Below are 26,401 nucleotides of genomic sequence, written 5' to 3' on the forward strand. Positions count from 1 at the left end.
CGACCTCCCCAAAACCGGATCAATCCCCGATGCTGAGATGGCTGCTTGTATTGTTGGCGGTGCCTGCTTTCGCTGAATCACCGCTTCCCGAAACCGTTCATTTTCCCAGCGCAGATGGGAATACGCGTCTGGTCGGCTACCTCTTTAGGCCCCAGGGCCACAAGCCTGCTCCCATGCCCGCGATCGTGATGCTGCATGGCCGCGCCGGTCCTTATTCGTCGCTGGCCAAAGGCCATTACAACGCGGCAACTCTCTCCAAGCGGCACAAGGCTTGGGGAGAGCACTGGGCATCGCGCGGCTATATCGCGTTGCTGGTGGATAGTTTTGGCCCTAGAGGCTACGCCAAGGGATTTCCCAAGGGCAGTTATGAGGACCGCCCCGCTGAAGTGAGCGAGCAAACCGTGCGGCCGCTGGACGCCTACGGGGCCCTGCGCTACTTGCGCGGACGAAAAGACGTACAGCCAGACCGCATCGGCGTGCAGGGCTGGTCGAACGGCGGGATGACCGTGCTGGTCACCATCAGCCGGCGGGCCCCGGGAATCAAGGAACCTTCGCGCGATACCGGCTTCCGCGCTGCGCTGGCTGAATATCCCGGTTGCGGCATGGACGCGGTAAAGGGCAACTACCGGAACTACGCGCCATTGTTGCTCATGGTAGCTTCGGCGGATGAGGAAGTTTCCCCCAGGCTCTGCGAGGAACTTGCCGAGAAGGCCAGAAAATCCGGCGCTGACCTGGAATTGGTTGTCTACGATGGAGCGGAACACAATTTCGACGATCCGGGCAAAACCAAGCAGTCAAAGCGCGCCAACCACAAAGCCACGGAAGACGCCCTTAGACGGGCCACACGTTTTTTTGACAATCAGTTGCGACGCTAGCCTCCCGCCCAACGGAGAGGCCACGATGCAGCGGACATTGCGTGGGTTCACCGCTTCTTGCCCGGAGATTTTTTGCTGCGCGTGCGTCGCAGCGTGCGCCGAGTTTCCATCAGCAACACCACCACGTGCGCCAGCGCCGCGTGTTCCAGATTGAGGCCTTCCGGTGTCTTGGCCTTGATGCCGACCTGCTCCGGCTTTACTCCTAGCAGCTCGGCAACGCGCGCCTGAATCTTTTTGGCATACGGGACAATCTTCGGCGCGGCCATGACCAGCGTGGAATCCACGTTAGCGATGGTGTATCCGGCTTTGCGGACTTGCTTGAGGGCTTCAGCCAAAAAAATCGCCGAATCGGCGCCTTTCCACTTGGGATCGGTTGGAGGAAAGTAGCTGCCGATGTCGCCAGCCGCAACGGCGCCCAGAAGCGCGTCGGTGATGGCGTGAAGCAGGACGTCGCCGTCGGAGTGACCGGACAGGCCGTGTGTATGCGGCAATTCAACACCGCCGATGCGCAGAGGAATTCCCGCTCTGAACTCGTGAGAATCCCACCCGTAACCTATTCTCACGGAAAAACCTCACCGCTGATGAACGCTGATAACGCTGATTTAGAGCGGTTCACGAAGATCCTCCCAGCCGATGGGCTCGCACCTCTTTACGGCCATTTTCAAAGACAAGCCGCCGCACCTGTGGTTTGGGCCCAAAATTCAAAATCAATCCTAGTTCCAAGGTTGTAGCCTTGAGATAATTCAGGAGTTGCGCCTCATGCGCAATCACGATTGCATCCGCCGTCTTCAGCTCGAGGAGAATACAGCCGTTCACCACCATGTCTGCCCGGAAATCGCCCACCTTTTCCCCGCGAAAGTAAACCGGGACGGGCACCTCTGTCTCAATCTTAAGTCTTTTCTCAGCCAAGGCGAGCTTAAGCGCATTGCGATATACAGACTCAAGGAAGCCGTATCCAAGCTCGTTGTACACATCGTAGAAGACCCCAATAATTGTTTCGGTGAGTTCACTGTGTTTGTAAGCTTGGTTTACTTTCATATCAATCAGCGTCATCTGCGTCATCAGCGGTAAGGTTTTTCCTCCCCACCGCTGTCATCAGTGTTCATCAGTGGTAAGCCTTCAACCGGCTAGAATGTCCCGCCGCTGCGCCAGCAGGAACTCGGCCAGCTCCATGTCCGCCGGAGTAGTGATCTTGATGTTGCGCGCCGATCCCATCACCACGCGCACGCTCTCTCCCAGGCGTTCGACCAGCGACGCTTCATCGGTACCCAGGAAGCCGTCGGCGGCGGCAGAATCAAAGGCGCGTTTGATCAGCTCGTAGCGGAAGCCCTGCGGCGTCTGCGCCTGCACCACGCGCTCGCGCGGGATGGTGGAGGTGATAATGGCCCCGTCAGCCGCGCGTTCCACCTGCTTGATGGTGTCCACCGCGGGCAGCCCGGCAATGGCTGCGCCGTGCTTCTCCACTTCCTGAATCACGCTGGCGATGATTTCGTCGTCCACAAAAGGCCGCACCGCATCGTGGACCAGGATCACGTCGTCCTTGGCGGCTTTGAGGCTGGCCAGGGCGTTGGCTACCGATTCCTGGCGATGCTCGCCGCCTTCCACCATCTGCACTTTCGCCGCCAGGCGCTCTTTTTCCAGCATGCGCCGGAACTGGTCCATTTCGTTTTTGCGCAGCGCAACGACAATTTGGGTGATCTGAGGATTGCGGGCAAACACGCGCAGGGTGTGCGCGACGATGGGCGCTCCGCTGATCTCCACCCACTGCTTGGAGGGAACGCCCTTTTTGCCCACGGGCGCCATACGCGTGCCCAGGCCGGCGGCGGGAATGATGGCAATGACCTTCATCAGGGTTTCAAAGTATAACAACTTTGCGGCAACGGGTTAGTCCCACAAAGAACTGCAAGGGTGGCGACTATGGGGCGGCGAGAAATCAACTGCCTACCAGCCGCGCGCGATGATCTCTTCCGCCCGGCGCAGATCTTCTTCAGTATCGACTTCCACCACGTTGAACGGCGTCTCTTCCACGTAGATGTCTATTCCGTTTTCCAGCAAGCGCAACTGCTCCAGCCGTTCCGAGGCTTCCAAGGCCGATTCCGGCAGGCTGCAGAAGCGGTCCAGCGCCGGCTTGCGATACGCGTACATGCCCAGATGCTTGAAGTAACGCGATTGGCCTGACTTGTCGCGGTCAAAGGGAATAGTGGACCGGGAGAAGTACAGCGCGCGGCCATTCTTGTCAGTGACCACTTTCACCGCGTTGGGGTTGGCGATTTCCTCCGGCCGGCACGGCGTCTTGATGGTGGAGACCATCACCTCCGGCCGCCGCATGGGCCGCAGGAGCGCTTCAATCTGCTCGGCGCGCAGGATGGGCAAGTCGCCCTGGATGTTGACATACACGTCCGCTGTGACCCGCTGCGCGACTTCATGCATGCGGTCCGTCCCGCTGCGGTGGGCCGAGGAAGTCATCTGCACTTTCCAACCATGCTTCTGCGCCACTTGCATGACTTCATCGGAGTCGGTGGCGATGATCACGTCGCTCAGCAGCGGCGAGCTTTTGGCGGCTTCGTACACGCGCTGGACCATGGGCTTGCCGGCGATCTCGCGCAGCACTTTGCGCGCCAGCCGTGTGGACGCCAGGCGCGCAGGAATAATCGCGACGGCGGTGAAGGAATTGGGCATGAATTATGACTCTTGATCAGTGCTCATCAGTTCAATAAGTATTCATCAGCTGGGCGTGGGCTACTTGAATTTTCATCCGGATCGTGCTCAGAAAAGAGCTTCTGCACATGATTGTCGAGACGATCTTCGCTGATCTTTTCTCCGTACCAAATGCGCCAGATAACCAATCCCAGCATTGCTACGGTTAGAACGATATTGGTAGTCGTGAATCGCACGTTGCGCTTCCCACCCTCCGCTCAAAGGAACCCACTACGCGTTAGCGGTACGTTTCCCCACCCTTGGCGCCCTTTGCGACCTTTGCGGTGAAAGGTGCTACCCGCCGCGCTTCCGCATCTGCTGCAGCTTTTGCGACTTCTCTTCCACGCTCTTGGCCAGCTTTTCTTTCAGCGACTTCATCTTTCCGGCCACCGTCGCATTGCTCAGAGCGATGATCTGGGCCGCCAGAATGCCAGCGTTGGTCGCGCCAGCTTTGCCGATGGCGACAGTCGCCACAGGAATTCCCGCGGGCATCTGCACAATGGCCAGCAGAGAATCCAAACCGTTGAGCGGGGTGGATGGAATGGGCACGCCGATGACCGGCAGCGTGCTCTCCGCTGCGATCACACCCGCCAGGTGCGCGGCTCCGCCGGCCCCGGCAATAATGACTTTTATGCCGCGCCCGGCCGCGTTGCGCGCGAACTCCCCCGTGCGCGCCGGCGAGCGATGCGCCGACGTGACGTCAATTTCATACTCGATGCCAAAGTCGTCCAGCGCCTTGGCGGCTTCATTCATGATCTCCAGGTCGGAATCCGACCCCATCACAATGGAAACAAGCGGAGTATCAGACATTCGATTTTGGTTTTCCTTCATGTAGTTAAAATGACGAATTTAGTTTTGTGTTAGGCGCCGATTCGCGTCGTTTCGCGTTAATTGGCGGAATCTGCCCTATCTCATCGCCTTCAGCGCCCGCGCTCCAATATCTTTTCGATAGTACATGTCTTCAAACTGAATCATCGCCGCGGCGTCATAGGCTTTGCGGATGGCGTCGTCCAATCGCGGCGCCCTTGCGGTCACGCCCAGGACGCGGCCGCCGCTGGTATAGATCTTGCCGTCGCGCTTGCTGGTGCCGGCATGGAACACCTTCACGTCCTTGATTTCCGCGGCGCGCTCCAAGCCGGAGATGGCTTTGCCGGTTACAAAACTTCCCGGGTATCCGCCGGACGCCACCACCACGCAGCAACTGGCATCGCTGGACCATTTGAACTCAGCGTGGCTCACCCGGCCCTCAAGGGTGGCTTCAATGGCTTCCATCAGGTCGCTGTCCAGCCGCATGAGCACGGCCTGGGTCTCGGGATCGCCGAAGCGGCAGTTGAATTCCAGCACCATGGGGCCGCGCGTGGTCATCATCAGGCCGCAATACAGGATGCCGCGATACTCCGCGCCTTCCGCCTTCATCCCCGCCACCACCGGACGCGCGATGTGGTTGAGCAGCCACTCCACCATGGCGGGATCCGCCAGAGCGTCAATGGAATAGGCGCCCATGCCTCCGGTGTTGGCGCCGGTATCGCCTTCGCCCACGCGCTTGTGGTCTTGCGACGCCACCAGCGGCGCCACGCGAACTCCGTCACTCAGCACCAGAAAAGAAAGCTCGTCGCCTTCCAGAAATTCTTCCACTACCACGCGCTGCACCGGAGTCCCCAGCAGCTTGCCGCTGAACATGTCCGCGGCGGCCAGGGCCGCTTCTTCTTTGGTCGGGGCGATGACCACGCCTTTGCCCGCCGCCAGCCCGTCGGCCTTGACCACCACCGGCGTGGAGAACAAGCCCAAGGATTTGCGCAACTCCTCTTCCGATCCGGCCACGGCATAGTGCGCCGTGGGGATGTTGTACCGCTGCATGAATTCCTTGGCGAAGCTCTTGCTCGATTCCAGCTGCGCGGCCGCCTGCGTTGGACCAAAAATCTTCAATCCCCGGCGCGTGAACTCGTCCACCACGCCGAGGGAAAGCGGCAACTCCGGCCCCACCACGGTCACGTCCGCCTGTATCTGGTGCGCGGCGGCCAGCAGGCTGTCAATGTTCTTGGGATCGCCAGGCAGACACGTGGCTTCCTGGCAAATGCCGCCGTTGCCCGGCAGGCAATACACCTGGGTGACGCGCGGCGACTGGCGCAGCTTCCACGCCAGTGCGTGCTCCCGTCCTCCGCTACCGATGACCAGGACTTTCATAGACGAATGATGACCAGACGAGGATAAATCATTGCCGCATTCCCCGGCGTAGAATCTGCTTATGAGCGACACCACCTGTCCGGATTGCCAAGTCGAGATGGACCAAATCGAGAAGACCACGTTCACCGGCCGCGACATGCGCGAGTATCAGTGCCCCAAATGCGGCCGGAAACAAATTGTGGACCGCGGCAAGGCCCTTTGGCAGATATTGTCTGAAGCAAGTGAAGAGACGGACAAGGATTAGCTCCTTACCAGCACCAAATACTCGCCCTGTTCAGACCGTGTGCCGGTAAAAGTCGTCACAGTCCGGAAACCAGCGCGCAAGCATACGCGGATGGCGCGCTGGTTCCAGCCGGCGACGGTGACACGCAAAGCCCTTTGCGGCCACTTCTGCGCGATGAACGCGATCACCTCCTGCAAATACTCCGCGCCTTTGCCTTGGCCCGTCAGGTCCGGACGCAGTCCCATGCCGAAGTCCAGCGCCGTAACGTCATAGGCCCAGCCGGGAACGCGGGCATCCGCGCCCACGCAGAAGTATCCGACCATTTCTTGACCGCGCAGAATCGCGTGGTAGCTGTAATCGGGACGCAGCAGGGACGTCAACACTTTGGGCTCCCAGGGATCAAGGTCGTAGCCGGAATACGGCTCAGGATGCCGCCAGGAAGCGGCGGTCAGCGCGTCCTGCTCCTGGAAAGGACGAAATTGCAGTTGGTCGGGGATCGTCAAGTTGCGGCGCTCATTCATAACTTACTCCAGCAAGATCGTCCGCCGTCAGCAAAAACGGCGTGCGACCCCGGTGGCGGATGGCCAGCGCTGTAGGCGTCGCAATCCGGGGGAACTTTTCGCGCCTGGCAGCGTATAGAGAATGCGGCATGCAAAGGCCGTGCTGCGTGCCGTTGGCCTTGCATTGGGAACCCTGAAGGATTAGCCTTCGCTGGATTGGACCGCCACGTCCGCGGCCGGCAATTTTAGAGAGAACAACCGTCACCACCACTTTCCTCACGCAGAAAGGAAGTTGTTTATGAAGAAGCTGTTCATGGTCGTAATGTGCCTGGCACTGCTGGCCCCTGCCCTGGGCGCGCAAGACAAGAGTGCTCACAAAACCAAAGCGCCGGCCAGTGGCTTGCCTCCGATCATTGACCGCGAATTGATCTTTGGCAACCCGGAGATCGCGGGCGCGCAACTTTCGCCCGACGGAAAGTATCTGGCGTTCCTCAAACCCTGGAAAGACACTCGCAACGTCTACGTAAAAGGCGTCAACGAGCCTTTCAGCGCGGCCCGGCTGCTGACCACGGAAACCAAACGGCCCATCGCCGGCTTTTTCTGGACCCATGACAGCAAGTACATCCTGTTCGTGAAAGACAATGACGGCGACGAAAACTACAACGTCTACGCCGTGGATCCCGCGGCCAAGCCCGCGACTGGCGCGGACGCGCCTGCTTCGCGCGACCTGACTGGACTCAAAGGCATACGCGTCATCCCTTATGAAGCGCCCAAGAGCGATCCCGACGTGTTCTACATCGGCCTCAATGACCGCGACAAAGCCTGGCACGACCTCTACAAACTGAAAATCTCCACTGGGGAGAAGACGCTGATGCGCAAGAACACTGAGCGCATCTCCGGCTGGGTCTTCGATCGACAAGGCAATCTGCGCCTGGCTGAACGCTCCGCGGAGAACGGGGACACGGAAATCCTTCGCGTTGACGCCGACAAATTCACCAAGATCTATTCCTGCAACGTGTTTGAGCAATGCAACATCATCCGCTTTCAGAAAGACGGCAAGCGGGCGTACATGGTGACCAACAAAGGCGCCGGCATGGACCTGACCGCCCTGGCGCTGATTGATCCGGAAACCGGAAAAACGGAGATGGTGGAATCCGATCCCCTCAAGAGAGTGGACTTTACCGGCGCTGTTTTCTCAGAGGTGACTGACGAGCTGGCCCTTACCCAGTACCTGGACGATCATCTGCGCCGCTACTTCAAGGACAAAGACACCGAGGCCGGCTTCAAATGGCTGCAGGCAAAGTTTCCCGGCAAAGACGTGGGCCGCGCCTCATGGACCAAGGACGAACAGCACTGGCTGGTGGCCGTGACCAGCGATACCGAGCCGGGCGAAACCTATCTGTTCGACCGCAAGACCCACAAGCTCGCGCTGCAGTACAGAGTCCGGGAAAAACTTCCCCGCGAAGCGCTGGCGGAGATGAAAGTGGTCCACTACAGGTCTTCGGACGGGCTGGAAATCCCCGCCTATCTCACGTTACCCAAGGGCATCCCGGGCAAGAACCTGCCCACCATCATCTTCCCCCATGGCGGGCCGTGGGGCCGGGATGTCTGGGGCTACAACCCCTATGCGCAGTTCTTTGCCAACCGCGGCTATGCCGTGCTGAGCATGAACTTCCGCGGTTCCGCCGGCTATGGCAAGAAGTTCATTGATGGCGGCAACAACGAATGGGGCCGCAAAATGCAGGATGACGTCACCTGGGGCGCGAAGTACCTGATCGCTGAAGGCATTGCTGATCCCAAACGCGTGGGCATCTTCGGTGGTTCTTACGGCGGCTATGCGACCTTGGCCGGCGTAGCTTTCACGCCTGACGTTTACGCGGCGGCGGTGGACCTGTTTGGTCCGTCCAATCTCATCACTCTGCTGGATTCCATCCCGCCCTACTGGGAGGCCGGCCGCCAGATGTTCTACCAGCGCATGGGGAACCCCACCACGCCGGAAGGAAAAGCGTTGCTGGTGGAGCGTTCTCCGCTTACCTCCGCCAACAAAATCAAGACGCCGCTGATGATCGCGCAGGGCGCCAACGATCCTCGAGTCAACCACGCCGAGTCAGAGCAGATCATCGTGGCGCTGCGCGACCGCGGCTTCCCCGTGGAATACCTGCTGATCCCCGACGAGGGCCACGGCTTTGCCCGGCCCGTCAATAACATGGCTTCCACCATGGCCACGGAGAAGTTCTTCGCTAAATACCTGGGTGGACGCTACCAGGAAGGCGGCACGCCGGAAGTAACGGCGCGCCTGAAAGAGATCACGGTTGACCCCAAGACCGTGGTGCTGGCGAAGAAGGTAGACGCCGGCGCCGTGGGCCTGCCCAAGACCGCGGTTGATTTGCAGCCAGGCACGTTCAAGTACAAAGCGATGATCGAAGCCGGCGGACAGCAGATTCCGCTCAGCGTCAAGACCACGATCAGCGAAGAAGGCGGGGGCTGGACGGCCACCGACACCATTGACACACCCAACGGCGCGGTGACCCAGGTTTCTTCCATGGAAAAAGGGACGCTGGCGACCCGCAAACTCGGCGTGAAACAGGGGCCGGTGTCCATTGACCTCAACTTCGCCGGCGACAAGGCCGTGGGCAACATGAACGTGGGCGGACAGGACAAGCCCATCTCCGTGGACCTGGGTGGACCGCTGTTCGCCGAAGGCCCGGGAGCGAAGCAGTCTTTCGCATGCTTGCCCCTGGCGGAAGGTTACAGCACAACCTTCCGGAACTTTGACGTGGAGAAGCAAAAGGTAAAGCTGATGCAGTTAAAGGTTACAGGCGTGGAGAAGGTGACCGTGCCGGCCGGGACCTTTGATGCGTACCGCGTCGAGATCTCTTCCGCCGATGGCGGGCCCGACAAGGAAACGTTGTGGGTGGCCAAGGACTCCCGCAAGCCAGTCAAGGAATCGCTGGTGCTGGCCGCCATGGGAGGCGCCATCTTCACCCAGGAACTGGAACCATAGGCCGAACTTTTATCGGGCGCGCTTTCATTGAGAAATGGAAGCGCGCTTTTTTGTGCGCGCAAACCGGCGAAAAACGAGACTTTATCTTAATTTTTTGGCTGCGAAGACGTTTTCTCCCGGCAAAACCTCTTGCATCATCCCTTATACTGTTGTGCTCGATATGCATGCCCCGCCGACTTCCCGAAAACCGCCGTTCCGCGTCCGCCTGAGGCTGCTGCCCACGCTCAAGCGCGGGGAGATGTGGCGCTACATGGGGCCGGCGTTTGTAGCCAGCGTGGCCTACATTGATCCGGGGAATTTTGCCGCCAACTTTGAAGGCGGCGCCAAGTTCGGCTACACGCTGTTGTGGGTGCTGCTGTGGTCCAACGCCATGGCCATCCTCATTCAATATCTCTCAGCGAAACTAGGAATCGCCACCGGCAAGACTTTGCCGCAGAACTGCCGCGCATACTTCACGCCCAAGGTCAACTTTGGCTTGTGGATTGCCGCTGAACTGGCGGCGGTGGCCACGGACCTGGCGGAGTTTCTGGGCGCGGCCCTGGGCTTTAATCTGCTGTTCCACATTCCTTTGTTTTACGCTGCTCTGCTCACCGCGGTGGTGGTGTTCATGATGCTGGCGGTTGAGCTGTACGGATTCCGCCGTCTGGAACAGCTCATCATGGTTTTCGTTTTTGCCATCGCCGCCTGCTACGCCTTTGAGCTGTTTATCGTGCATCCGGACTGGGCCGCCGTTGCCCACGGCGTCATGGTCCCCCATGTCAGCTCTTCAAGCATTGAAGTGGCGGTGGCCATGCTGGGCGCCACCGTGATGCCCCATGTGATCTACTTGCATTCTGCGCTGGTGCAGCACCGCGTGCGCGAAGACTCCCAGCACTGCCCCACCAACCAGTGGCTGCTCACGCTCCGCCATCTGCGTTACGAGCTGGTGGACGTGCTCATGGCCATGAACGGCGCCTGGCTCATCAATTCCGCCATGATCATCATGGCCGCCGCGGTTTGGTTCAAGAGCGGGACGCCCTTCACCTTTGATCAGGCCCACCTCACCCTCAAACCCATTTTGCCGGCGGTTTCCGGAGTGGCCTTTGCCCTTGCCCTGCTGTTCTCCGGCTTGTCTTCTTCCACGGTCGGCACCATGGCCGGACAGGTGATCATTGAAGGATTTTTAGATATCAAGTTCAGCGTCTTCCTGCGCCGCGTGATTACCATTATTCCCGCCCTGGTGGTCATCGCGTTGAAGCTCAATCCCCTCAGGATTTTGTTACTATCTCAAGTGGTGCTGAGCTTTGCGATTCCGTTTGCTCTGGTCCCCCTGGTCTTGCTGACCCGCTCGAAAACCGTGATGGCGGATATGGTCAACAACAAGCGTACCAACGCCATGGCATATATCGTGACGGCGCTGATCATCGGCTTGAACCTTCTCCTGCTCTACCGGGTTGGGGGCGGCGAATTCTATTACGGCGACTGATCGGGACTTGAGTCGGCGGACCTCCCGTGCAACCGATGCGAAGAAGGAAGGGTCTTGCCGGCCATCCGGCCAACGCTGAAGCTTCCGGAACGTTTCCCAGCCCGCGCGAATCCAATCAAGCAGGTGAAATTGCTATGAATAGTTTTGGCAGCCGCTCCAAGTTGCGCGTGGGCGCCCAGGAATTTGAAATCTGCCGCCTGGACGCGCTGGACAAGCAGGGTATCTCCACGCTTCGCCTTCCTTATTCGCTGCGCATTTTGCTGGAAAATTTGCTGCGCACGGAAAACGGCCGCAGCGTCACCGCGGACGACATCCGCTTCCTGGCCAACTGGAAAGCCCAGGCCGTTCCCGACAAAGAAATCGCCTTCACGCCGGCGCGCGTGCTCATGCAGGACTTCACCGGCGTGCCGGCGGTGGTGGACCTGGCCGCCATGCGCGATGCCATGAAGAAAATGGGCGGCGATCCCAACTTGATCAACCCTTTGCAGCCGGCCGAGCTGGTCATTGACCACTCCGTGCAGGTGGATGAATTCGGCACCGCCGGCGCTTTCGCCGTGAACGCCCGGCTTGAGTTTGAGCGCAACCAGGAGCGCTACGCGTTCCTGCGCTGGGGCCAGTCGGCGTTTCGCAACTTCAAAGCCGTACCGCCGGACATGGGCATCGTCCACCAGGTGAACCTGGAATATCTGGCACGCGTGGTGTTCCCGGAAATGAAAGACGGAGTGACCCTGGCGTATCCAGACACCGTGGTCGGCACCGATTCGCACACCACCATGATCAATGGCCTGGGCGTGCTGGGCTGGGGCGTAGGCGGAATTGAAGCCGAGGCCGCGATGCTGGGCCAGCCGGTCTCCATGCTGCTGCCGCAAGTGGTGGGCTTCAAGCTCACCGGATCACTGAAAGAAGGCGCCACGGCCACGGACCTGGTGCTGACCGTGACGGAAATGCTGCGCAAGACCGGCGTGGTGGGAAAATTCGTGGAATTCTTCGGACCCGGCTTGGACAACCTGCCGCTCGCCGACCGCGCCACCATCGCCAACATGGCGCCCGAATACGGCGCCACCTGCGGGATCTTCCCCGTGGATTCGACCACGCTGGACTACCTCCGCATCACCGGACGCAGCGCTGACCAGATCGCCCTGGTGGAAGCCTACTGCAAAGAGCAAGGCTTGTTCCGCACGGCCGGAGCAAAAGACGCCGAGTACACGCAAACTGTTGCACTCGATCTCAGCACGGTGGAGCCCAGCGTGGCCGGACCGCGCCGTCCGCAGGACCGCGCACCGCTTTCGAAGGCGCAAGATTCATTTGCGCAAGCGCTGCCGACCCTGATTGGTCCGCGACCGATGCAGAACGGCGCCAAGGCTGCACCGGTGCAAGTGGCCAGATACGAAGGTGAAGGCGGCGGCGCCGCCGTTGCAGTGGCGGACCCGCATGCGCCCGTGGCGGAAGAGGTGGTTGACGAGAACGACGTTCAGAATTTGCACGATGGCTCCATCGTCATCGCCGCCATCACTTCGTGCACCAACACATCGAACCCGTCGGTGATGATGGCCGCCGGCATCCTGGCCCAGAAAGCCGTGGAAAAAGGCCTGTCCCGCAAGCACTGGGTCAAAACTTCCCTGGCTCCGGGTTCGCGCGTGGTGGCTGATTATTACGACAAGGCCGGACTCACGCCCTATCTCAACCAGCTTGGCTTCAACATCGTGGGCTACGGATGCACCACGTGCATCGGCAACTCCGGCCCGCTGCCGGCGGAAATTGCCGCCGTCATCAATGAAAAGCAACTCGTCGCGGTCTCCGTGCTGTCGGGCAACCGTAACTTTGAGGGCCGCATTAACAGTGACGTCCGCGCCAACTATCTGATGTCGCCACCGCTGGTGGTGGCCTACGCGCTCGCCGGACGCATTGACATGGACATCACGCGTGAGCCTCTGGGCAAAGGCAAAGACGGCAAGCCGGTGTACCTGCGCGACATCTGGCCCACGCAAAAAGAAGTCAGTGACACCGTGGCCCGGGCCATTGACTCCGGCATGTTCAAGCACACGTACGAAACCATCTTTGACGGCGACGAAGAGTGGAAGAAGATCCAGATACCCAAAGGCAACACCTACGCCTGGGACGCCAGCTCCACCTACATCAAGCGCGCTCCGTATTTTGACGACATGCCGGCCCAGCCCGCGGCGGTGAAAGACATCAAGGGCGCGCGCGTGCTGGCCAAGCTGGGACACAGCGTAACCACGGACCACATTTCGCCCGCCGGCTCCATCAAGCCGGCCAGTCCCGCGGGAAAATACTTGCAGGAACGCGGCGTGCCGCCGCTGGGCTTTAACTCTTACGGCTCGCGCCGCGGCAACCATGAAGTGATGGTGCGCGGCACCTTCGCCAATACGCGGCTGCGCAACGCGCTGGTGCCGGGATCAGAAGGCGGCGTCACGCGCTATTTTCCCAGTGGCAAAGATAGGCCAACGGAAGACATGTCCATCTTTGACGCGTCCGTTAAGTACATCGCTGACGGTGTCCCGCTGATCGTGCTCGCCGGGAAGGAATACGGCTCCGGTTCGTCGCGCGACTGGGCGGCCAAGGGGCCGCTGCTTCTCGGCATTCGCGCCGTGATCGCGGAAAGCTACGAACGCATTCATCGCTCGAACCTGGTTGGCATGGGCATTCTTCCGCTGCAGTTTCTGCCGGACCTGGACGCCGACAAGCTAGGCCTGAAGGGCGACGAAGTATTCGACATCGCCGGCCTGCCGCAAATGCTGGGGAGTAAATTCTCCGGCGGACGCCAGATCAAAGTCCGTGCGACGGCGCCGGACGGAAAGACCACAGAATTTACGGCCCTAGTGCGCATTGATACGCCGCAGGAAATTCTCTACTACGAACATGGCGGCATTTTGCAGTACGTGTTGCGGCAATTGCTGGCGGGCAAGGCGAAGCCGGAAGCGGCAAGATAAAAGCAAAAGCTGAACCACGAAGGACACGAAGGGGAGGATTCACGCAGAGACAAACGACCTTTGCGGACCTTCGCGTCCTTTGTGGTTAGGTCCTGCTGTTGTTCTTCCAAGAGACGATCCGCGCGCGTAGCTGTGGGAAACTCGTCCTGAATTCATAAGGAAACTGAAGAGATAACATCTCTAGCGAGCACCTTTGCTACCTGTCTAATAATGGTGCTTTCTCAGGTAATTGCACTGAGACGCTTGCGGAGCGTTAAGACCTATCGAAATTTCCGCTTAATTTGCCTCAGACAGTGCACATTCATGCCGGGTCCAGCACTGAGCCAAAGATTAGAAAATTTAACGAAGCATGGCTGGACATGGCCTTTGGGTTTCAAAAATTTGTTACATTTTGGTATTGGAACTATGTAAGAATAGTTTAGGCAGTTGCGGGGCTGCCGTTGCTAGGATTTTGAGCACGAGGTTACTATGGCAACGATTCGTTGTAACCAGCACGGCGTCAGCCACGAAGCATTTGTCTGCAAACACCTGGTTTACGGCAAATATCTTGGGTTCTTCTGCGATTTGGACGACCGCGGCAATCCTTTCCCCGACGCGTGGTGCAACAACTGTGAACTGATTCGCATGGAGTTTGACGGCTGGGGCGACGCCACCGAAGAGCTGATGGAAATCGCTCTGGTGTGCGGCGGCTGCTACGAAGAAATTCGCGATAAGAACCTGCGCGGCAACGAATCCAGCTCTTCTGTGCAGTAGCTCAGTGCCGGCTACAGTCTCTTCAGCGTACTGTCAACCTTTTTCAAGTCTTTTCATGTCGCGCTCTTCGCTGCGCGTCACATTTACTGCCGCCGCGTGGCAGTTGATGATCGCCCATTCGCCCGATGACCCGATCTCCCGATTCCCCGCTTGCCCCCTTTTCAAACCCTGATTCCAGCGGCATAATGTTGTGTTTAACCGGTTCTTAACCCACGTCCCACTGGAGTCGGCCGACCCTCTTGACCAAGAGTTAACCGCCAAGCTAGAACTTTTCGGATCAACTCGTCTGCAATCCGGTGTGGGTTTGCCTGAAGGAGGCACTTTGAAGGTTTACGAAGGCAAGGACATCCGCAATCTGGTCGTAATCGGGCACTCCCATTCCGGCAAGACCTCCCTGGTTTCTTCCATGCTGTTCACCGCCGGCGCCACTCCCAAACTGGGCCGCGTGGATGACGGCTCCACCGTGACCGATTACGATGAAGAAGAAATCGCCCGGCAAATGACCGTCACCACCGGCCTTGCTCCGCTGGAATGGCGCAACACCAAGATCAATCTGCTGGATACGCCCGGCTTCACGCTGTTCGCGCATGAAGCCCGTGTCGCCATGTCCGCCGCCGAATCCGCGCTGGTGGTGGTGGACGGCGTCTCCGGCGTGGAAGTGGTGACGGAAAAAGTTTGGCAGTACGCGGAAGAGATCAATTTGCCGCGCGTGATTGTGGTGAGCCGCATGGACCGTGAACGAGCCAACTATGAGACGGCGCTGGAAAGCCTGGTCGCCGCCTTCGGACGCCAGGTGGTCCCGGTGCAGCTTCCCATCGGGAGCGAGAAGAGCCTCAAGGGCGTGGTGGACCTGGTCACCATGAAGGCCTACACCTACGATATGGGCGGCAATGGAAAGGGCAAAGAAGGCCCCATTCCCGCCGACATGGAGGCCGCCGCCAAAGAAGCCCACGAAAAACTGGTGGAGCTGATCGCCGAAGGCAAAGACGAGTTGATGGCCGAGTACTTTGACAACGGCACCATCGTGGAAGAACATCTGATCCCCGCGCTGCATGAAGCCATCAAAGAGGACAAGATCTTCCCCGTGCTGTTTGCGTCGGGGCTGGGCAACATCGGCACGGACCACCTGCTGGACTTTGTGGTGGATTACTTCCCCACCGCCGCGGAACACGCCTCGGTTCCGGCGGCCGCGGAAGCCAGCGCCAACGGCCACAAGGCTGAACGCAAAGTCAGCGACGCCGAGCCGGCCTCGCTCTACGTCTTCAAGACCGCCAACGATCCTTTTGCCGGGCGCATCACCTATTTCAAGGTTTTCTCCGGCGTGGTGAAGAATGACGCCACACTGCAGAACTTTACCCGCAGCACCACAGAAAAGCTGGCGCATCTTTCCGTTCCCGTGGGCAAGAACCTGGTGCCGGTCCCGGAACTTCATGCCGGAGACATTGGCGCGGTGGCCAAGCTGAGAGAGACACTGACGGGCGACACGCTGGGCGACAAAGCCAATCCCATTCAGTTCGCGGCGATCAACCTGCCGGAGCCGGCCATCACGTTTGCCATTGAGCCCAAGAGCCGCAACGATGAAGATAAGCTCTCCAACGGCCTGCACAAACTGATGGAAGAAGACCCCATGGTGCGCTTCTTCCGCGACGCGCAGACCAAGGAATTCCTCATCGCCGGGACCGGGCAGCAGCATATCGAAGTCATCGTCTCCAAGCTCAAGAAGCGCTATCACACGGAAGTAAACCTGAAAGCGCCCAAGGTCCCGTACCGCGAGACCATCCGCGGCAAGGCCGACGTGCAGGGCCGGCACAAGAAACAGAGCGGCGGCCATGGCCAGTACGGCGACTGCAAAATCAAGATGGAACCCAACGAGCGCGGCAAAGGCTTTGAGTTCGTGAATGATATCTTTGGCGGCTCCATTCCCAAGAACTACATTCCCGCCGTGGAAAAAGGCATTGTTGAAGCCGCGCAGCGCGGATTTCTGGCCGGGTTCCCGGTGGTTGATTTTCGCGTGATCCTCTACGACGGCAGCTATCACGACGTGGACTCCAACGAACTATCCTTTAAGACCGCCGGGCGCATCGCCTTCAAGAAGGCCATGGAGCAGGCCAAGCCCACGCTGCTGGAGCCGATCATGCACGTGGAAATCACCATCCCAGATGAGTTTGCCGGCAGCATCATGGGCGACCTGAACTCCCGCCGCGGACGCATTCAGGGCATGGACAACAAGGCAGGCAAGACGGTGGTCAAGGCCGAATGCCCGATGGCGGAAATGCTCAGCTACGGCGCCGACCTCACCTCCATGACGCAAGGCCGCGGCAGCTTCAATATGGAAATGTCACACTATGACTTTGTGCCCGCTGTGAACCAGGAGAAGATCATCACCCAGTTCAAAGCCGAGCGCGGAGAAGTGGTGGAGGTGGAAGAGTAGAGCGGAATTGGTAATTGGGTAAGTTGGTAACTGGGTCATTGAGGTTTTTCTCAAGTCCCGAGCGGAGCGAGGGATCCCTATCACCACGACAAACCGCTCGCTGCGAATTTCGCGAATGAACACGAATAAGGAAAATTGATTCGTGAAATTCGCGTGCATTCGCGGCCGATTGTTTTTGAAGCTATTACCCGGCCGTCGCCAAGTGCGCTTTCTTTTTCTTCTCGGCTTCCTTGGCTGCCAAGTCCGGTTCGAAGCAGCGGCGGCAGCGGGCTTCATACATCCCAGCAGCGCCGACGACGATCAAATCTTCGCTGGCGATCAACCGTTGCGTGTGCTTAGCGGGATTACCGCACTGCATGCAGATAGCGAGCGTCTTGGTGATTTCGTCGGCGACGGCCAGCAATTCAGGCATGGGATGGAACGGGCGTCCCAGGTAGTCGGTGTCCAGGCCGGCGATGATCACGCGCTTGCCCATGTCCGCCAGGCGGACAACGAATTCCACCGTGCCTTCGCCCAGGAACTGGGCTTCATCAATGCCGATCACTTCGGTGCGCAAGTCCAGCTTGGACTCGACTTCCGCCGAGTTGCTGACGGATTCGGCGTGAATGCGGCCGTCGTCGTGCGACACAATATGGTCCGACGAATAACGCTGGTCAATCACCGGCTTGAAGATCTGCACCCGCTGGCGGGCGATCTCCGCGCGGCGCAAGCGGCGGATCAGTTCTTCACTCTTGCCGCTGAACATGGGACCGCAGACCACTTCAATCCAGCCAAGATTTCCCCGCATGGCATTCATCCCCGGCTTCCTCTGGTTAGAGTTTCTCGATTCAGGCTTCCTCGGATTGACGCTACGTCTTCGCAGGCGACTTCCCGTGCGAACGTGTGCCGCGCAAATTCATGGAAGGCGTCAAAGCTTGTGAACACTTCCGTGGCGCAGCCCAGGAGCCATCCGCTGATTTCCTCGACCGGAATGCCACAAATCAGATACACGGGAATTCCCAGCCGGTGGGCGAAGGTCAGTTCGCCCTGGGTGCCTGCGCCGCGTCCGGCGTGCTGGTCCCAGTAGCAGACGATGGCGTCACAGCGGTCCTGGATCAGGTCAAGATCGTAGGCAATAATCTTGCGGACGGTGGCCTGGAAACGCGGCAAGTCATCGGTCTTCCAGGCGCGAAAAGTCCGGGCCTCAGCGGCACTCAGGTTCTTCAGCTCGTCTTCCGCAGGGTCGTACACTTCATGACCCAGCGACTTGAGCGCCGGAGCAATTTCCGCGCGCCAGGCTTTGCCCAGGTCAGGCGAGTACTCGATGGAACCTGCGAGATAGAAAAGCATGAGTTGCAAGGATTGTCAGCGATAGCCGGGCGCGGCGTCAACGCAGATTTGGCGGAGTTTGGGACGGGTTTTCCAGAGGCGTGCACAATGTTTTCCGCAGTTGTTCAATTTTGGCAATTTTGGCAATCTGGCCTCAGTCCTGCCGCAGCGCCTTCAGCGGCTCAATGTTCATCGCGCGCCGTGCCGGGATGAACGACGCCAGCAGTCCAACAGCGCACAAGAAAGCCGACGCCACAGCCAGCGTCACCGGATCGGCCGGGCTCACATTCACCAGCATGACCTTGATGGCCATTCCCGCAAGCACGGCCAAGACCAAGCCAGCGGCCACGCCAATGCCAATCAGGAAGAATCCTTGGCGCAGCACCATCTTCATGATGCTGCTGCGGTCAGCGCCCAGCGCCATGCGGACGCCAATTTCATGCGTGCGCAACGCCGCAGCGTACGAAATTACTCCGTACACGCCCACCATCGCCAACATCAGCCCGACCATCCCCAGCGCGCCGGAGAAGCGTGTGGCCATGCGGAACAGGAACAATCCATTCACCCCTTGCAGGACGCTATCCATGCCCTGCAGGTCAACAATGGGCAGCGTGGGCGCCAACGCATGAATCTGCCGGACCAGTTCCGGTCCCATGGATTCAGGATCACCCGCGGTCCGCACCTGGATCGTGCTAATCAGCTCGTTCCCCTGTTCCATCGGCACGTAGAAAAACGGCGTGGGATCTTCCGCCGGGCCGGTGTATTTGCCCTGCTTGGTCAATCCCACGATTTCCATGAACGGGCCACCCGGGCCTTCCACGCTGAAGCGTTTGCCGATGGCGTCCTCATTGGGCCAGAACTTGTGGGCCATGGCTTCATTCACCACGGCAACGCGCGGCGCCTGGTCATTGTCCTGCTCGGTGAAGGTTCGCCCGCGCAGCAGAGGGACGCGCATGGTCTCAAAGTAATGCACGCCCACGGCGTTGTAACGGACCTGGGGCGCTGACTCCTTGCGGTCCGATGAGTGGCCTTCAATGTAAATATGGTCAGAGCTGCTGGAAACGCCCATGGGAACGCTGGAGGCAATCGCCGCCGACTGCACTCCGGGCACGCGCCGCAGGTTTTCTTCCAGCTCGCGGTAAAAGCGCCGTGCGCGCACTTTGTCGTAACTCAGAGTACGAGTATCAAAAGTGGCGTTCAGTACATGGCTGGGCTCAAATCCCAGATACACATGCTCGGCATTGCGCGCGCTGCGCACGAAAAGCCCGGTCACAACAAGCAAGATCAACGAACAGGCGACCTGGACCACTACCAGACCATTGCGGAGAAGGGAGCGGTTGGAGCCGGCTACCACGCCGCGGCTGCCTTCATTGAGCACCTGGTTCATGTCCGCGCGTGAAGCGCGCAGCGCCGGGGCCACGCCGACTAGGACTCCGGTGATCAGCGCCGCGGCGATGCCGCACACAAACACGCGCCAGTCAAAGGGGAAATCAAACAGCAGCGGACTGCCCAGAACGACAATGTGGATGTTGCCCAGCATGTGGCTGACCCAGGCGCCCAGCGCCATGCCCCCGATTCCGCCCAGCAAGGTGAGCAACGTGCTTTCGGTGATCATCTGCCGGACAAGGCGGGTGCGGGCGGCGCCCAGCGCGGCACGAATGGCCATCTCCCGGCCGCGCGCAGTGGAGCGGACCAGCACAATGTTGACCACGTTGGTGCAAGCCAGCAGCAGCACCACGCCCGCCAGCCCCATGAACACCGCGCCGGCAATCATCGTCCCGTTGGAGGGATCGGGCTCCGGACGGGCCTGCTTCTCCGGATAAATGCGGGCGCTGAGGTTCTTATTCTCAGGATACTGCTGCGCCAGGCGGCCCATCACCACGTCCAGTGAGCTTTGCGCTTCTTTCATGCTCACGCCGGGCTTAAGCACGCCGAAAACTCTCAGACCGCGCGTGTCGCGTTTGGTCCAGAAATCTTCGTTGTCGCTCCAGAGACTGCGAATTCCCATGGGCACGTAGGCCTGCATGTCAATCACGGAATAAAGCCCATGGAAGCCTTCCGGAGCCACGCCCAGCACGGTAGCGGAACGCCCGTTCATCCTGACCTGCTTGCCGACGATGCCGGGGTCGCCGCTAAACCGTTTCTTCCAATATCCGTAACTCAGCACGATGACCGGTTCGTGGCCGCGCTGTTCCGTCTCCGCGCCGTAGAGGAGCCGCCCCGCCGCCGGCTTGAGTCCCAGAGCGGAGAAGTAGTTGTCGCTCACGTGGCTGACCAGGATGGACTCGGCCTGGTTCTCATAGTCCACGGCGATCAGATTCAGGCTGTAAGCCAGCACGTCAGAAAACGCGGTGGCTTGCGCGCGGACGTCGCGGTAGTCCAGGTAAGAGAGTTCGTAGCCGGAATCCTGGCCACTGCCCTGCGCGGTAACGGTCTGACCCGCAATCACCGTGAGCCGGTCGGCGTTGGCCACCGGCAGTGGCCGGAGGAAAAGGCCGTTCAGCGTGCTGAAGATGGCGGTGTTCGCGCCGATGCCCAGCGCCAGAGTTAGCGCCGCCACCAGCGTGACCGTGGGGTTCTTCACCAGCATGCGGAGACCGAAACGTATGTCTTGAAGCAGGGTTTCCATGGGGCTCTTCCTCTCAGGGACTGATGATGCGGGTCGGGTGCCAACTTCACATGGCAATCACAATGCCAGGGTGAAACGAACGGACAAATGCCTCGCCTTGAAGCAGATATACGCAGGCTGTGGGAGTCCGGTTCCGACTTTTAATGTCCGATTCCGGACAGTGACGGAAGAAAACGAACGCCAAAGCCTGTGGAGCCATGGAGGAAGGAGGAAAGGAAGCTTGCCTAAGTCCTCTGCCCTATTTCAGCTTACAATCTCCCCAGACGCCGGCGAGAGATAAGTGCCGCTCCAAGTGGCCGGAGACGAGAATGGCGACGAGAGAACTTAGCCCCAACCACAAACGCGAAATGAAACGCCTCATCCGCAACACTCGGGCTTACTTCAACAAAACAAGATTTTACGCGCGCGGTCATTTCTTTCTCGACAAAGTGGTGCTGGCTCACGTCTCGAAAGGTCTCAGTGTAGCCGAAGCTGTCATGTGTCTCATTGATGCAGGTTTCCCGGAAGAAGCATTTGGCCTTTCGAGAACGATGGTAGAAGTTGCATTGAATTTGCGTTTCATCACAAACAAATACTCAGAAAGACGTGCAAAGAGATTCGTTGACTATATCGCCCGATGGAAAACGGAGCTGATGCGCAGAACGCTGAAACATATTTACATCGTGGATAGCACAGGCAAAAAAATACCGCGATACACCAAACCCCAGTTGCGAAAACTGATCACAGACTATAAGAAACTTGTGAGACTCGCGCGCAAATATCCTAAGCGTGTCACGTCTTGGGCGGGAAGAGGGGGTGTGTGGATGATGGCGAATGAACCGGATACCTACGAGACGTTGGAGGGTGTGCCATTCAAGTGGGAGTTCGATTACGACTGGATTTACTTTTGGACTTCCCAATATGTACACGGAACCGTGGTCAGTCTTGACAGTCATGCTGTGATGCCACTCGAGCCTTTTCTGATGACCGCAGCCCCAAAGCGTGGAAAACATACGGCAGGATTAGCGGCATTCAATGCTGGGATCTACCTGAACAAGATTCTGGTTATGGCGTTCCGTGCGCTTGGTCGTCCGTTTCATCCGGGTATAGCCGAGCCTTTAGGAAACCTGCTTACGGACATGAGTAAACGGGCGGCAACTTCATAGTAGGCGTTACGGCATGTGAATCAGCGGCGCAGGTGGCGGCTTTAGGTTATGTTTCGCAATGAGGTTCTTGCTCACGTCAGCCCATAACAGCGCAGCTTCCTCTCTCATTCGTACCAAATTGACGTCGAGATTCAAACGGGTGTTATAGTCCCGAAATAAAATAGCCTCCATTAGGGTGCAGAATTGCAACAGGAGAAAGATGGATTTCTCCCAAAAGTCAGGCGCAACACCTGTATATCTGATCTTGTATTCGACGTGCGTAGCCGTTTCTTGAATCTCGAAACGATCAATCAAGGCGTTTATGTTCGCGTGAGAACCCGTCTCGGACAAATCGCCCCATGCCTTGTGTAGTTCATCCAAACCTCTAAAGGCGTTCGTCTTCTTGTTGCGCTCGAATGCGTCTCTGAACGCCTCCAAATCCGGCCTTCCATCGTTCTTGCTGAGCCATACTTTCTGAAGTGTTGGGTCGGTTAGCATCGAATGTGCATGTGCAACGAATTCAATTCCGTCCCGCAGAATGGAGCGGGCCTCCGCCAGACATCCTGAGAATGCCAACTCAATCGCGATTCGCAGCTTGGCATGTGCATTTATATACAACAGCAAAGGGAACATTCGCTCAGGCGCCGAAGCAACGTTAAGATCTTCGAATCCTCGGAGCCAGATTCTATCTAGCAGCATGAAATACTTCCACATGCTCGGAAACTGCTGGATGCTTGCGAAGAAGTTATTTCGTCTGATTTTGTAATACTCAAGATATTCCTTAGAAATGCTCGCAATTTCAAAAGGAACGAGAAGGTCGCTATCTTGGGGAGTCCTATTTGTGTTGCCGCCCATGCCTCATTCTCAACCAGGCCGTGCAGAGAGCGCAACTTGGATTGCTCACCAAGCGATGACCCCTTGGCGCACGCGTCACGGAGGTACCACGTCTCGTCTTCGGCTAAGCGCTGAACGCTTACAGGTGGAAAAGGACATTGAACGGATTTCCGATTGACAAAGCGAACAAAATACGATATACTGATGTGGAAACTAATGAGTAGCGCCAAAGGCGAGGCGATTGCGTTCCACAATCGGATTTCTGGAACCCCGGCTGAAAGCCGGGTTTTTGCATTTAGGGGTTGTGGCCCTCAGCCTGTTCTTGGGTGACATTGGGTGAGCTTGGGTGTAATTGGGTGAAACAGGGGGGCAGGGGCGGGGGGGCGAAGAAATTGCCGAAATCGCCGGAATTGCCAAAATTGACAATTGAAAGGCCCGACAAACGTGGCGCGGCTTCCGAAATTGCACTTATCGCTGGGGATGACTTGAGCTAAGTCTATATTTTCCGGGGATGACCGGGGATGGGGAGGGGCACTTGAGATTGCGAAACAGATTTGCCACGGCCGACTTAAAACGCTAGGCTAGCCAGTTTGCCTCAAAGGGAGGAACCATGCCGTCACCCAAGATTTTGCGCACCGTGATCCTGATGTTACTGGTGTCTGCCACCGCATTGGCGCAGACCGAGACGAAAAAAGTCGCGCCCGGCAAAAAACCCGCCGCCGCGCCGGCGAAGTCCGCCAAAGCCGCTCCCACCGTGGCTGAAGCGGAAGCTTTCATGAAGAAAGCCGAGGCCACGCTCGACGATCTGGGCGTGCGCGCCGGCCGCGCATCGTGGGTGCAGGAGAACTTCATCACGGACGACACGGAAACCATGTCCGCCCAGGCGCAGGAGGTGCTTACCAAAGCCGTGACGGAATTGGCGCTCGCCGCCCGCCGCTTTGACGGCATGAAGCTGCCGCCCGACCTGGCGCGCAAATTCATGCTGCTGAAGCTCTCGCTCACCGCGCCTGCGCCGAACAATGATGCCGAGCGAAAAGAGCTGACTGAGATCGCCACCTGGCTCGACGGCACTTACGGCAAAGGCAAATACTGCAAGCCCGGCGCGGACGGCAAGGAAAAATGCCGGTCGCTGGGCGACCTGAGCCGCACGCTGGCCACCAGCACCAATCCGGACGAACTGCTGGACGCCTGGGTCGGCTGGCACAAGATCTCCGTACCTATGCGGCCCAAGTACGCGCGCTTTGTGCATCTCGCCAACCAGGGCGCGAAGGAACTTGGGTTCAAAGACACCAGCGTCATGTGGCGGTCCAATTACGACATGTCGCCGGAGCAGTTCAGCGCGGAGATGGAGCGGCTGTGGCGTCAGGTGGAGCCGTTTTACGTTTCCTTGCACACATACGTCCGCAAGCAACTGATCAAGAAGTACGGCAAGATCGCCGAGCGCCCGGACGGCATGATTCCGGCGCAGCTTCTGGGCAACATGTGGGCGCAAGAGTGGGGCAACGTTTACCCGATTGTCGCGCCGGCAAGCGGAGCACAGGGCTACGACCTGACGCAGCTTCTCAAAGACCACAAAGTGGACGAGCTGGGCATGGTCCACTACGGAGAAAACTTCTTCAAGTCGCTGGGCTTTGCACCGCTGCCGCAGACCTTCTGGGAACGGTCACTGTTCGTGAAACCCAAAGATCGCGACGTGGTGTGCCACGCCAGCGCCTGGGACGTGGACAACAAGGATGATCTTCGCCTGAAAATGTGCATTGAAGTCCGCGACGAAGACTTTGTCACCATCCATCATGAGTTGGGCCACAACTTCTATCAGCGCGCTTACAAAAACCAGCCGCCGCTCTTTGAAGACAGCGCCAATGACGGTTTCCATGAGGCCGTGGGCGACACCATTGCTTTGTCCGTTACGCCGGAGTACTTGAAGGAAGTCGGCTTGCTCGATGCCGTCCCTCCGGAGAGCGCGGACACCGGCTATCTGCTCAAGATGGCGCTGGACAAAATTGCCTTCCTGCCTTTTGGCCTGCTGATTGATCAGTGGCGATGGAAGGTTTTTTCCGGCGAAATTACTCCGGAGCAATACAACAAAGCGTGGTGGGAGCTGAAGGCCAAGTATCAGGGCGTGGCGCCGCCGGTGGACCGCAGTGAAGCGGACTTTGATCCCGGAGCCAAGTATCACATCGCTTCGAACACGCCGTACGCGCGCTATTTCCTGGCGCGCATCTTGCAGTTCCAGTTCCACCGCGCGCTTTGCCAGGCCGCGGGCATTCAAGGGCCGCTGCATCGCTGCTCCATCTACAAGAACAAGGCTGCGGGCGAGCGGCTGAACAAGATGCTCAGCATGGGCAAAAGCAAGCCCTGGCCGGACGCGCTGGAAGCCATCAGCGGCCAGCGGCAGATGGACGCCACCGCCATTCTGGACTACTTCGCGCCACTCAAGAAGTGGCTCGACGAGCAGTACCAGGGCGAGAAACCCGGCTGGCAGGGCATGGATACCCCAGCAGAAACTGCACCTCGGCATACCAGCAGATAGGGAGCAATTAGCAGTTAGCAAATGGCAATTAGCTAAAAGCAAAAGCAACGGCAAAAGCAAACGGCAAAAGCTTAACGCGGATCATCATGGATAGAAGAAACATAAATCTATCCTGCTGATCCGCGTTTTTCTGCGCAAATCGTTTCTCTGCAAATCGTAAGGATTTTGCCGGACCTACGATCTGGGGAACTATTTTTTGACCTGTGATTATGGCTCAAGCGTAGTTCGGAAGACTTAGCAACCAACAGTTGGCGATGTATTAGCAAACAATGAAGAATACCCCGCAAACGTTCTTTCCGTCTGGCATCGTTGGGCGAGATTAAAATTTCTAATCATGTTCAGCTTGTGACTGCTGTCACAGACAAGCCTCCCGCCTCCTGATATTTTCAGCAATATTCTGCAAGCTCTGATGTAAGAACCTGCAGCAAGAATCAACTTTTGGGAAGACCGAGTACCTGTTAGCCCAACTCTGCCGAGCTATCTTTCCTGAAAGAACCGAACCCAGGGACAACTTCGCAAAGGCTGCTTAATCGGCAGCCAAAAAAAGGCCGAACCGCGGTAAAGGGAGAAGTGTATTTGGGCCGTGCTTCGTCTGAACGGCAATGATTCGTGGCCCTACTCAGCACACCCTCCCCATTTGAAATTCAATCTGACGGGAGCACTTCCATGAGAAAGACAGCAAGACTGCAAACCAGGCTGGCCCCCCAGCTAACTGAAACATTTTCGCGCGGGGCTTCAACAAGAAACGTACTCACCCTGATCGCGGTGATCTTGCTAGCTACAGTTTCTGTAGCGCAGTTACCGATTCCAGCATCGAGCCAATTTGACATCACGGGCTTCATCCAGCCGGCCACGCTGGGCGTCGCGGGACAGGCCGTCGAGCTGCGCGT

At 58.5% G+C, this 26,401-nt stretch carries 21 protein-coding genes; 10 read left to right on the forward strand and 11 right to left on the reverse strand.

What is annotated here, in order from left to right; all coding sequences use genetic code 11:
• Positions 1-29 precede the first annotated feature (29 nt).
• On the forward strand, positions 30-875 hold the full coding sequence (locus LAO20_03785) for a prolyl oligopeptidase family serine peptidase (GenBank protein MBZ5530530.1): 846 nt from the start codon (positions 30-32) through the stop codon (positions 873-875).
• A 47-nt stretch (positions 876-922) separates the two neighbouring features.
• Here LAO20_03785 and ispF read toward each other — a convergent pair whose 3' ends face one another.
• The 6 genes from ispF to purD form a co-directional block, all read right to left on the reverse strand.
• Positions 923-1,438 (reverse strand): 2-C-methyl-D-erythritol 2,4-cyclodiphosphate synthase, encoded by a 516-nt coding sequence (ispF, locus tag LAO20_03790; GenBank protein ID MBZ5530531.1) that lies wholly within the window; start codon positions 1,436-1,438, stop codon positions 923-925.
• A 49-nt stretch (positions 1,439-1,487) separates the two neighbouring features.
• Positions 1,488-1,928, reverse strand: a complete 441-nt coding sequence (locus tag LAO20_03795; protein MBZ5530532.1) for a GxxExxY protein — start codon at positions 1,926-1,928, stop codon at positions 1,488-1,490.
• A gap of 66 nt (positions 1,929-1,994) precedes the next feature.
• The gene (gene ispD, locus LAO20_03800) at positions 1,995-2,723 is read right to left on the reverse strand and encodes a 2-C-methyl-D-erythritol 4-phosphate cytidylyltransferase (GenBank protein ID MBZ5530533.1); all 729 of its coding nucleotides are present in this window, start codon (positions 2,721-2,723) and stop codon (positions 1,995-1,997) included.
• A 93-nt stretch (positions 2,724-2,816) separates the two neighbouring features.
• Positions 2,817-3,554 carry a 3-deoxy-manno-octulosonate cytidylyltransferase gene (gene kdsB / locus LAO20_03805; protein MBZ5530534.1) on the reverse strand — a complete coding sequence of 246 codons (738 nt, stop codon included), beginning with the start codon at positions 3,552-3,554 and terminating at the stop codon, positions 2,817-2,819.
• Between the two features lie 312 nt (positions 3,555-3,866).
• Positions 3,867-4,382: a 5-(carboxyamino)imidazole ribonucleotide mutase gene (gene purE, locus LAO20_03810; protein ID MBZ5530535.1), complete on the reverse strand. Its 516-nt coding sequence runs from the start codon at positions 4,380-4,382 to the stop codon at positions 3,867-3,869.
• A 96-nt stretch (positions 4,383-4,478) separates the two neighbouring features.
• Positions 4,479-5,756 (reverse strand): phosphoribosylamine--glycine ligase, encoded by a 1,278-nt coding sequence (gene purD, locus LAO20_03815; GenBank protein ID MBZ5530536.1) that lies wholly within the window; start codon positions 5,754-5,756, stop codon positions 4,479-4,481.
• Positions 5,757-5,817: 61 nt separating this feature from the next.
• Between purD and LAO20_03820 the strand changes: the two genes are divergently transcribed.
• On the forward strand, positions 5,818-6,000 hold the full coding sequence (locus LAO20_03820) for a hypothetical protein (protein ID MBZ5530537.1): 183 nt from the start codon (positions 5,818-5,820) through the stop codon (positions 5,998-6,000).
• On the opposite strand, the gene LAO20_03825 is transcribed toward LAO20_03820, so the two are convergent.
• The gene (locus LAO20_03825; GenBank protein MBZ5530538.1) at positions 5,997-6,500 is read right to left on the reverse strand and encodes a GNAT family N-acetyltransferase; all 504 of its coding nucleotides are present in this window, start codon (positions 6,498-6,500) and stop codon (positions 5,997-5,999) included. The two genes, LAO20_03820 and LAO20_03825, sit on opposite strands and share 4 nt — an antisense overlap.
• Positions 6,501-6,801: 301 nt before the next feature.
• On the opposite strand from LAO20_03825, the gene LAO20_03830 reads away from it, so the two are divergent.
• The 5 genes from LAO20_03830 to fusA all read left to right on the forward strand — a co-directional run bounded on the left by LAO20_03830 (position 6,802) and on the right by fusA (position 17,083).
• Positions 6,802-9,483 carry a prolyl oligopeptidase family serine peptidase gene (locus LAO20_03830; protein ID MBZ5530539.1) on the forward strand — a complete coding sequence of 894 codons (2,682 nt, stop codon included), beginning with the start codon at positions 6,802-6,804 and terminating at the stop codon, positions 9,481-9,483.
• A 238-nt stretch (positions 9,484-9,721) separates the two neighbouring features.
• Entirely contained in the window at positions 9,722-10,948 is a 1,227-nt protein-coding gene (locus LAO20_03835; protein ID MBZ5530540.1) for an Nramp family divalent metal transporter, read from the forward strand.
• Between the two features lie 134 nt (positions 10,949-11,082).
• Positions 11,083-13,899 (forward strand): aconitate hydratase AcnA, encoded by a 2,817-nt coding sequence (gene acnA / locus LAO20_03840; protein ID MBZ5530541.1) that lies wholly within the window; start codon positions 11,083-11,085, stop codon positions 13,897-13,899.
• Between the two features lie 468 nt (positions 13,900-14,367).
• On the forward strand, positions 14,368-14,652 hold the full coding sequence (locus tag LAO20_03845) for a hypothetical protein (protein ID MBZ5530542.1): 285 nt from the start codon (positions 14,368-14,370) through the stop codon (positions 14,650-14,652).
• A gap of 322 nt (positions 14,653-14,974) precedes the next feature.
• Positions 14,975-17,083 (forward strand): elongation factor G, encoded by a 2,109-nt coding sequence (fusA, locus tag LAO20_03850; protein MBZ5530543.1) that lies wholly within the window; start codon positions 14,975-14,977, stop codon positions 17,081-17,083.
• Between the two features lie 184 nt (positions 17,084-17,267).
• Here fusA and LAO20_03855 read toward each other — a convergent pair whose 3' ends face one another.
• From LAO20_03855 to LAO20_03865, 3 genes are all read right to left on the reverse strand, one after another.
• Positions 17,268-17,879: a thymidine kinase gene (locus LAO20_03855; protein ID MBZ5530544.1), complete on the reverse strand. Its 612-nt coding sequence runs from the start codon at positions 17,877-17,879 to the stop codon at positions 17,268-17,270.
• The gene (locus LAO20_03860) at positions 17,876-18,412 is read right to left on the reverse strand and encodes a nucleoside 2-deoxyribosyltransferase (protein ID MBZ5530545.1); all 537 of its coding nucleotides are present in this window, start codon (positions 18,410-18,412) and stop codon (positions 17,876-17,878) included. Before LAO20_03860 ends, LAO20_03855 begins: the two co-directional genes overlap by 4 nt.
• A 133-nt stretch (positions 18,413-18,545) precedes the next feature.
• The gene (locus LAO20_03865) at positions 18,546-21,020 is read right to left on the reverse strand and encodes an ABC transporter permease (GenBank protein ID MBZ5530546.1); all 2,475 of its coding nucleotides are present in this window, start codon (positions 21,018-21,020) and stop codon (positions 18,546-18,548) included.
• A gap of 308 nt (positions 21,021-21,328) precedes the next feature.
• On the opposite strand from LAO20_03865, the gene LAO20_03870 reads away from it, so the two are divergent.
• Complete coding sequence (locus tag LAO20_03870) at positions 21,329-22,165, forward strand: DUF5677 domain-containing protein (protein MBZ5530547.1); 837 nt, start codon at positions 21,329-21,331, stop codon at positions 22,163-22,165.
• A gap of 6 nt (positions 22,166-22,171) precedes the next feature.
• Here the strand turns inward: LAO20_03870 and LAO20_03875 are convergent, their stop codons facing one another.
• Positions 22,172-22,999 (reverse strand): hypothetical protein, encoded by an 828-nt coding sequence (locus LAO20_03875; GenBank protein MBZ5530548.1) that lies wholly within the window; start codon positions 22,997-22,999, stop codon positions 22,172-22,174.
• A 589-nt stretch (positions 23,000-23,588) separates the two neighbouring features.
• Between LAO20_03875 and LAO20_03880 the strand changes: the two genes are divergently transcribed.
• Together LAO20_03880 and LAO20_03885 are read left to right on the forward strand one after the other, a co-directional pair.
• Entirely contained in the window at positions 23,589-25,511 is a 1,923-nt protein-coding gene (locus LAO20_03880) for a M2 family metallopeptidase (protein MBZ5530549.1), read from the forward strand.
• A gap of 666 nt (positions 25,512-26,177) precedes the next feature.
• Positions 26,178-26,401 (forward strand): hypothetical protein (locus LAO20_03885; GenBank protein MBZ5530550.1); only part of this gene is annotated, 224 nt, incomplete at its 3' end.

The sequence above is a fragment of the Terriglobia bacterium genome, assembly GCA_020072815.1.
Taxonomy (GTDB): Bacteria; Acidobacteriota; Terriglobia; order Terriglobales; family Acidobacteriaceae; genus Angelobacter.

Excerpts from the sequence above, each read along its gene's own strand:
- acnA (MBZ5530541.1), top strand. The coding sequence starts at position 11,083 with ATGAATAGTTTTGGCAGCCGCTCCAAGTTGCGCGTGGGCGCCCAGGAA.
- LAO20_03795 (MBZ5530532.1), bottom strand. The coding sequence starts at position 1,928 with ATGACGCTGATTGATATGAAAGTAAACCAAGCTTACAAACACAGTGAA.
- LAO20_03845 (MBZ5530542.1), top strand. The coding sequence starts at position 14,368 with ATGGCAACGATTCGTTGTAACCAGCACGGCGTCAGCCACGAAGCATTT.
- LAO20_03820 (MBZ5530537.1), top strand. The coding sequence starts at position 5,818 with ATGAGCGACACCACCTGTCCGGATTGCCAAGTCGAGATGGACCAAATC.
- purD (MBZ5530536.1), bottom strand. The coding sequence starts at position 5,756 with ATGAAAGTCCTGGTCATCGGTAGCGGAGGACGGGAGCACGCACTGGCG.
- LAO20_03860 (MBZ5530545.1), bottom strand. The coding sequence starts at position 18,412 with ATGCTTTTCTATCTCGCAGGTTCCATCGAGTACTCGCCTGACCTGGGC.
- LAO20_03855 (MBZ5530544.1), bottom strand. The coding sequence starts at position 17,879 with ATGAATGCCATGCGGGGAAATCTTGGCTGGATTGAAGTGGTCTGCGGT.
- LAO20_03875 (MBZ5530548.1), bottom strand. The coding sequence starts at position 22,999 with ATGGGCGGCAACACAAATAGGACTCCCCAAGATAGCGACCTTCTCGTT.
- LAO20_03825 (MBZ5530538.1), bottom strand. The coding sequence starts at position 6,500 with ATGAATGAGCGCCGCAACTTGACGATCCCCGACCAACTGCAATTTCGT.
- LAO20_03835 (MBZ5530540.1), top strand. The coding sequence starts at position 9,722 with ATGTGGCGCTACATGGGGCCGGCGTTTGTAGCCAGCGTGGCCTACATT.
- ispD (MBZ5530533.1), bottom strand. The coding sequence starts at position 2,723 with ATGAAGGTCATTGCCATCATTCCCGCCGCCGGCCTGGGCACGCGTATG.
- LAO20_03870 (MBZ5530547.1), top strand. The coding sequence starts at position 21,329 with ATGGCGACGAGAGAACTTAGCCCCAACCACAAACGCGAAATGAAACGC.
- LAO20_03785 (MBZ5530530.1), top strand. The coding sequence starts at position 30 with ATGCTGAGATGGCTGCTTGTATTGTTGGCGGTGCCTGCTTTCGCTGAA.
- LAO20_03865 (MBZ5530546.1), bottom strand. The coding sequence starts at position 21,020 with ATGGAAACCCTGCTTCAAGACATACGTTTCGGTCTCCGCATGCTGGTG.
- purE (MBZ5530535.1), bottom strand. The coding sequence starts at position 4,382 with ATGTCTGATACTCCGCTTGTTTCCATTGTGATGGGGTCGGATTCCGAC.
- kdsB (MBZ5530534.1), bottom strand. The coding sequence starts at position 3,554 with ATGCCCAATTCCTTCACCGCCGTCGCGATTATTCCTGCGCGCCTGGCG.
- LAO20_03830 (MBZ5530539.1), top strand. The coding sequence starts at position 6,802 with ATGTGCCTGGCACTGCTGGCCCCTGCCCTGGGCGCGCAAGACAAGAGT.
- LAO20_03880 (MBZ5530549.1), top strand. The coding sequence starts at position 23,589 with ATGCCGTCACCCAAGATTTTGCGCACCGTGATCCTGATGTTACTGGTG.